This window comes from Archangium sp. (genome assembly GCF_036389735.1).
GTDB lineage: Bacteria > Myxococcota > Myxococcia > Myxococcales > Myxococcaceae > Archangium.
The window spans coordinates 1-7,434 of sequence record NZ_DASVWK010000152.1 but is presented as its reverse complement, the minus strand read 5'-3'; the positions used below and the strand labels follow the sequence as shown (position 1 = coordinate 7,434).

4 protein-coding genes are annotated in these 7,434 nt (G+C 72.7%); all 4 read left to right on the top strand.

Features of this window, described 5'->3' with window-relative positions; translation table 11 throughout:
- The first annotated feature begins 146 nt into the window (after positions 1 to 146).
- Entirely contained in the window at positions 147 to 824 is a 678-nt protein-coding gene (thiE, locus tag VF794_RS05740) for a thiamine phosphate synthase (RefSeq protein WP_331108170.1), read from the top strand.
- Positions 821 to 1,582: a gamma-glutamyl-gamma-aminobutyrate hydrolase family protein gene (locus VF794_RS05735; RefSeq protein ID WP_331108169.1), complete on the top strand. Its 762-nt coding sequence runs from the start codon at positions 821 to 823 to the stop codon at positions 1,580 to 1,582. The genes thiE and VF794_RS05735 overlap by 4 nt, the downstream gene beginning before the upstream one ends.
- Positions 1,579 to 2,319 carry a bifunctional hydroxymethylpyrimidine kinase/phosphomethylpyrimidine kinase gene (locus tag VF794_RS05730; RefSeq protein WP_331108168.1) on the top strand — a complete coding sequence of 247 codons (741 nt, stop codon included), beginning with the start codon at positions 1,579 to 1,581 and terminating at the stop codon, positions 2,317 to 2,319. The genes VF794_RS05735 and VF794_RS05730 overlap by 4 nt, the downstream gene beginning before the upstream one ends.
- Positions 2,320 to 2,343: 24 nt before the next feature.
- Positions 2,344 to 7,434 (top strand): SDR family oxidoreductase (locus VF794_RS05725; protein ID WP_331108167.1); only part of this gene is annotated, 5,091 nt, incomplete at its 3' end.

Sequence of the window (7,434 nt, the reverse complement as noted above, 5' to 3'; positions counted from 1 at the left end):
CCGCTCGGCCGTACGCTTGTCGATGTGCTTGGGGTCGATCGGATTGGCCATGTTCAACTCCTCGGAATCTCTTGGAAAAGGGCGCGTCACCTTATAGCAGGGCTACCCTCTGTCAACGCCACTGAACCCACACCCGCCCGGAGCCGATGAACGTCCCCGCTCGTCCGACCCTTCCCCGAGGCCTCTATGTTCTCTGTGATGACTCCCTGCGCCCGGAGTTGCCACTGGGGGTGAAAGCGGCGCGCCTGCTCTCCGGGGGAGCGCGGGTGGTGCAGCTGCGGATGAAGAAGACGCCCCTCCGGGAGGCGCTGGCCGCGGCGCGCGAGGTGGTGGCCGCCTGCCGGCACGCGGGGGCGGTCTGCCTGCTGAACGACCGGGTGGACCTGGCGCTGCTCGCGGGAGCGGACGGGGTGCACGTGGGAGACGAGGATCTGCCGCCCGAGGCGGCTCGGGAGCTGCTGGGACCGGGCCGGTTGGTGGGGGTGACGGTGCGGGGGTTGGCGGACGCACACTCGGCGCGGGCCGCCGGAGCGGACTACGTGGGACTGGGGCCCGTTTTCGGCACCACCACGAAGCAGGTGCCGGCGCCGGTGTTGGGGCTGGCGGGCTTCGAGGCGGTGGTGCGCGAGAGCCCGCTGCCGGTGGTGGGGATTGGTGGGGTAACGCTGGAGAACATCGCGAACCTGGCCGCCACGGGGGCCCATGGAGGCGCCGTGGCCTCCGATGCCTTGCTCGCCGAGGACATTGCCGAGCGCGTTCGTCGCCTGGCCGCTGCTTTTGAAAAGGGCGTCCGGGGGGCTAGCCTCCCGGGCCAAGACGCATGATTCCCAAGACCCATGGCCAGGCCCCCCGCCGGCCCAATATCGGTATCACCCCGGACTTCACCACCAATCGGCCGGACTCTCCCTTCCCGTACTACGAGCTGAAGGTGCCCTACTCGGACGCGGTGCTGCGTGCGGGGGGCCTGCCCTTCGTGCTGCCGTACGCGGATGAGCTGGCCTGCGTGGACGCGTACCTGGATCGCATCTCCGGGCTGCTCGTCACGGGTGGGGCCTTCGACATTCCCCCCGAGGCCTATGGCGAGACGGCGCGCGAGGGCATGGGCCCGGTGAAGGTGACGCGGACCGCCTTCGAGACGGCGCTGATGCGCGGGGCACTCAAGCGCAACATGCCGGTGCTGGGCATCTGCGGAGGCATGCAGCTGCTCAACGTGGTGCTGGGCGGCACGCTGTTCCAGGACATCCGCCGCGAGGTGCCGGGCGCGCACGAGCACGAGCAGAAGCACGACCGGACGCACCCGATGCACCCGGTGGACGTGCGCGACGGCACGTTGCTGGCGGATGCGGTGGGCAAGGGTCAGCTCATGGTGAACTCGACACACCACCAGGCGGCACAGCGCATGGGCGAGCAGGTGGTGGTGAGCGCGGTGTCACCGGACGGGGTGGTGGAGGCCATCGAGTCCACCCAGTATGGCTTCGCGCTGGGCGTGCAGTGGCACCCGGAGCTGATGCTCAACACGGTGCCGACGCACATGGGCATCTACCGGGCCTTCATCCACAAGGCACGCGAGCATCGGCGGTGAGTGGGGCACCGCGCATCCTGCTGTGCGCGGGCCACGAGCCCACGGGCCGGGCGGGGTTGCTGGCGGACGTGGCGGTGGTGTGGGCGCTGGGCGGCGCGCCAGTGGGGGTGCCCTCGGCGCAGACGGCGCAGGGCCAGGGCACCTTCCTGTATCAACCCACGCCCGCACGGGTGTTGCGAGCGCAGGTGACGGCGGCGCTCGAGCTGGGACCCCTGCACGCGGTGAAGCTGGGGCAGGTGCCCGGCCCGGCGCTGCTGGCCGTGCTGCGCGAGGCGCTCGATGGCGTGGACGTGTGGTGGGTGGTGGATCCGGTGGTGCGGACGTCGCGAGGCGAGGCGCTCTCGAAGCTGACGCGGCGGCACTACCTGTCGCTGGCGGGGCCGAAGGTGACGCTCACGCCGAATCTGGACGAAGCGGCGTGGCTGCTCGGCGGGGGCGAAGTGCGCAGCGTGGAGGAAGCGCGCGAGGCGGGCAGGGCGCTCGTGGCGCACGGCTTCGGCGCGGTGCTGGTGAAGGGCGGGCACCGGGAGACGGGCGCGGTGGACGTGCTGTGCCTGCCGGGCCGGGAGCTGGTGCTGGAAGGGGAGCGGCTGGCTCGGCCTCCCGAACGTCGGGGCTCGGGGTGCCGGCTGGCCACGGCCTTCGCGGTGGAACTGGGGCGGGGGAGGGCGCCTGGAGCCGCCGCGCGCCGGGCGAAGTCCTTCGTGACGCGCTACCTGCGAACTGGCCGGGACTGACCTCGCGGGTACATTCCCGCGTCCATGACCGGTCCCATCGCGATCGTCGCCGCCGCTTGCCGCCTGCCCGACGCCAACACACCCGAGGCGTTCTGGAACAACCTGATCGCGGAGCGCGTCTCGGTACGTTCGCCCCCCGTGGACCGATGGCCTGACCACGCGGACGCGCGGGTGGGTGCGTTTCTCGACGACGTTCGCGGGTTCGACGCGGCGTTCTTCGGAATGTCGGGGGGCGAGGCCGAGGTCACCGACCCGCAGCAGCGGCTCCTCCTCGAGGTGGCGCATGAGGCGCTCGAGCGCGCCGGGTTCGCGGGCCCCCGCCGACGCAACCGACGCGTCGGGAGCTTCGTGGGCGTCGGCCAGTCCGACTACCAGGAAGGGATCCTCCGGCTCCTGTGGGCGGGCGTGTCCGTGCATCCCTCCGCGGCGGTGGGAAACCTGCGCAACCTCATTCCCGCACGTGTCGCGCATGTGATGGACCTGTCCGGCCCCGCGCTGGCCGTCGATACCGCGTGCTCGTCGTCCCTGGTCGCCCTGCACCTGGCCTGCGAGAGCTTGAACCGCGGTGAGTGTGACCTCGCGCTGGCAGGGGGCATCACGCTCAACCTCACCCCCACCGTGTTCACCGTCCTCGCTCGTGCCGGGGCCCTTTCACCCACCGGCCGGATGCGGCCGTTCGCTCGGGACGCCGATGGCATCGTGCTGGGCGAGGGGCTGGGTGTCGTCGTCCTGGAGCGGCTCGAGGACGCGCTCCGACGGCACGCGCCCATCCTGGCCGTGGTGCGCGGCAGCGCGCTCAACAACGATGGACGCACCTTCACCCCGATGGCGCCCAACCCCGCCGGGCAGGTGGCGGTGATGCGGGAGGCGTGGCGGAGGGCCGGGCTCGACCCGGCGAGCGCGAGCTACCTCGAGGCGCATGGCACCGGCACGCGTGTCGGAGACTCCGTCGAGGCGCGCTCGGTGGCCACGGTCTTCGGGAGGGAGGGCTCGGACGCGCCTCTCGGGTTGGGCTCGGTGAAGGGCAACGTCGGACACCTCTTGAGCGCCGCTGGGATGGCCAGCCTGCTCAAGGTCATCTCCGCGCTCGGGCACCGCGGGCTTCCCGCGTCGGTGCATGCCGGCTCGGCCGATCCGGAGCACGGACTCACGCCGGCTGGCCTCCGCCTGGTGGACTCGTCGCGTCCCTGGAGCGGGCCCGGGCCCCTGCGCGCCGGTATCAATGGTTTCGGGTTTGGTGGCACCAACGCCCACGTCATCCTGGAGGAGCCGCCCTCGCCCCCTCCGCGCTCGCGCATCCCCAGCACGCGCCCCCTGCTGTGGACCTTGTCCGCGCGCACCGACACGGCACTCCGCGCCACCGCCCGGAACCTCGCGTCCTGGCTCCGGGAGCACCCGGAGGTGGAGCCCGCGGAAGCCGCGCTGTCGGCGAGCGTGTCGCGTGATCCGGGCCCCCATCGGCTCGCGCTCGTCGGCGCGGAGCGGGTTGCGGAGCGGCTCGAGGCCTGGGCGGACGGAGCCACGGGCGAGGTGCTCCACGGCGTCGTCCCCGACCGCGTGGTGAGGAAGAACGCGCGCGGGGGAGCGCCGGTGGACGCACCTTCGGCGGAGCTCGCGGCGAACGCGTTCATCGAAGGACGGGCGTTCGATCGCCTCGCGTGGGACGCGGAGCCGGACCGCCCGCACGTGCCAGTTCCCACATACCCGCTCGAGCATCGGCCCTGGTGGGTGCCCGACGCCCCGGTGGCCCCGACCTCGTCGCGGCGCATCGCGCATCCGCTCCTGGTGGAGACGTGCGAACTCACGTTGGATCGCGCCGTGCTCCTCGCGCGTCTCACGCCCGAGGACCCACTCGTTTCCGAGCACGTGGTGCATGGGGTGCATCTGCTGCCGGGCGCCGCGTGCATCGAGTTGATGCGTGCGGCGGCGCGGCATGCGCTGGGCTCGGAACCCGCGGGGCTCGCGGACGTCACGTTCGCACGGCCTGTCCGGGTGGACGACGAGGCGTGCACGGTGCGCGTCGTGGTGGAGCGCCGGGGTGAGGAACTGGCGGTGTCGCTGGCGGACGAGGCGGGCGAGGTGCTCGCGCGGGCGAAGGTGCTCCGGCCCGAGCAGGAGCCGTCGCCAGCGGTGGCGGGCAGCGAGGAGCCACGCACGCGAGCGTTCGAGCCCTCCGACCTGTACGCGGGACTCCGTGAGCGCGGAATGGAGCATGGCGCCTCGCTGCGCGCCGTGCGTTCCATCGAGCTGGGCGAGCGGACCGCCCGAGCGGAACTGGTCCTCCCGGAGGAGGCACGGGGGCGGACGTTCGGTGTGCATCCGGCGCTGCTCGACTCCGCCATGCAGCCCATCGCGGCGCTGCTGCTGGCCCAGAGCCGTGAGCGCGAGGGCCTGTACGTACCGATGCACGTGGAGCGGGTCGAGTTGCTCGGTCCGGTGCCCGAGCGGTGCACGGCGCTGGTGACGCTGAGCGGAGATCCACGGGCCCCCGGCGAGGTCGTGCACTGCGAGGTGGAGGTCCGCGCTGGAGACGTGCCGTGCCTGCGCCTGCGTGGGCTGCGCCTGCGTCGTGTCACCGCGGAGGCACTCCAGGGCGTGGACCGGGACCCTCGCGCGTGGATGCATGAGGTGGTCTGGCGGGAGGTACCACCGGGAGGGCCGCGGCCGCTCCAGGGACGTTGGCTCATCGTGCCCGCGTCGCATCCCGCGAGTGCCCAGGTCACCCGCCGCATGCGCGACGCGGGGGCGAGTTGCGAGCAGGTGGACCCGCCGGAACTGAAGGCGGCGCTCGCGCGGGGCGAGTCCGAGGGCGTCGTGTTCCTCGGCCCGACGGGGGCCGCCGTGCCGCCCAGGGACGTTCCTTCCCTGGAGCACACGCAGCGGGAGGGCGTCTTCGCTCTGCACACACTCGCTCGGACCTGGGATGCGCTCGAGCGGGCACGGCGTCCCGCGCGTCTTCTCGTGGTGACCGCCGGGGCGACGGACGGCCTCGCCCCCGAGCGCGCGACGCTGGTGGGGCTCGGGCTCGCGCTGGAGGACGAGCTTCCCGGCAGCCGGTGCCGTGTCGTGGATGTCGACGTCACCGCGTCCTCCGAGTCCATCGCGGACATGGTGGTGACCGAGGCCACGTGTGCGGCGGAGCCGGAGCGGGTCTTCCGGTGGCGTCAGGGGCGTCGCGAGCAACGGACGGTCGAGCCCCTGGCGCGTGCCGGGGAGCGCGCGCACGGGCCACGCGAGGACGGGGTCTATCTCGTCACGGGAGGTGCCGAGGGGCTCGGCCACGCGGTGGCCCAACGGCTCGCGCGCGAGGGGCGCACTCTCGTCCTGGTGGGCCGGACGCCGCTGGAGCAGGCGCCGGAGCGGGCCGCGCGCCTCGAAGCGCTGCGGGCGAGCGGCGCGGCCGTCACGTACATCGCCTGCGACGTCTCCGATCCGGATGGGGTCGCGGGACTCGTCGCGCGGGTTGTGCTCGACCATGGCGCCCTCCACGGCGTGGTGCACGCGGCCGGTATGGCTTCACCCGGTCGCATCGGAGGGCGCGAGGACGCGGCGCTCGCGCGGGTGCTGGCGCCCAAGGTGCGGGGCACGTGGCTCCTCTGGCGGGAGCTGGAGCGCAGGCGGCTCCGGCCTGACTTCTTCGCGCTCTTCTCGTCCATGTCCGCGAGCTGGCCGGGGCTGGGGGGAGGGTTGGGGGATTACGTCGCGGCGAACGCGTACCTGGATGCTTTCGCCCTGGCGCGCCGGGCGGAGGGCCTGCCGTTCACGTCCGTGGCGTGGTCCGTGTGGAGTGAGACGGGCATGGGCGCCGACCCCACGCTGGTCCGCGCCATGGAGGCCCGTGGGTTTCCCGCGATCCCCACGCGACAGGGGGTGGAGGCACTCTTCCTCGCACTTGCCTCTGGCCGGGCGCACGTCGTGGTCGCGCCCACGGGGCCTCGCGCGGCGGCGTCCGTGGTGATGGCTTCGCCACGACTCCCTTTGGAGGCAACCTCAGCGCCCGCTCCCACCGAGGCGCGTTTCTCCGGGGTGGAGGAGGAGCTTCGTGCGCTCGTGGCACGGGCGCTCGAGGTGGATCCGGACGAGGTCTCGACGGATCGCTCGTTCCTGGCCATGGGGCTGGACTCGCTGAACGCGCTGGACCTGGTGAAGGCGCTCTCGGACCGCTACCGCGTCGAACTCCCGGCCACCCTGTTCTTCGAGCACCCCACGATTGAAGCGCTCGCGGCATACCTCCAGAAGGGGACGGGAGACGCGACCCCGGCTCGGAAACCGGCCGACACGGCCCTTTCCGCGCCTCGCGCCGCTGCGACCGAGGCCCCGCTCTCGCCCGTGCAGAAGGCGTTCTGGGTCCAGCAGCGGCTGCATCCGGATGTCCCCGCGTTCTCGTTCGTCCGGCAGACGGTCAGGGGGAGTCTCTCGGTGGAGGTGCTCCGGCGGGCGGTCGCCGCCGTGGCGCGACGTCATCCCCTGCTTCGCGCCTCGGTGGCGGTCACGACGGACGGGGAGGCGGTGCAACGGCTCTCCGAGACCGTGGAGGTCCGGGTCGTCGATCACGGTGCGGTCGCGGACGTGGAAGCGCTCGCCGATGGCATCGTCAACACGCCCTTCGAGCTCGCTCATCCGCCCCTCTGGCGCGTGGACGTGGCCCGCGACGCGGCGGGGGAGGCGACGCACGTGCTCGTGTGTGCGCACCATCTGATCGCGGACGCGTGGAGCCTGCATGTCATCGCCACCGAACTCTGGCGGGCCTACGCCGCCGCCGTGTCGGGCCACCCGCTCCCCGACGGGCCGGTGGCTCCCGGATTCTTCGACACGCTCGATGTCCGCAGGCCGGGACTGGAGGACGACCTCCAGTGGTGGCGTGAGCGCCTCTCGGATGCTCCGGCGCTCCGCTTGCCCTTCGACGGGGAGCCACACGCGCCGCCCGAGCCGCCGCTCCTGTCCGTCCTCCGCCAGCTCGAGCCGGAACGGACCCGGGCCTTCGTGGAAGCGGCCGCCACGGCGGATGTCTCCGTGTTCCATCTGTCCCTGGCCGTTCACGCCCGGTGCCTCGCGCGGTGGTCCAGCGCGGACGAGGTCATCGTGAACGTCGCTCGGGCCCGCCGGGAGTTGCGC

Coding starts and splice junctions, on each gene's coding strand:
- thiE (WP_331108170.1), top strand. CDS start 147: ATGAACGTCCCCGCTCGTCCGACCCTTCCCCGAGGCCTCTATGTTCTC.
- VF794_RS05735 (WP_331108169.1), top strand. CDS start 821: ATGATTCCCAAGACCCATGGCCAGGCCCCCCGCCGGCCCAATATCGGT.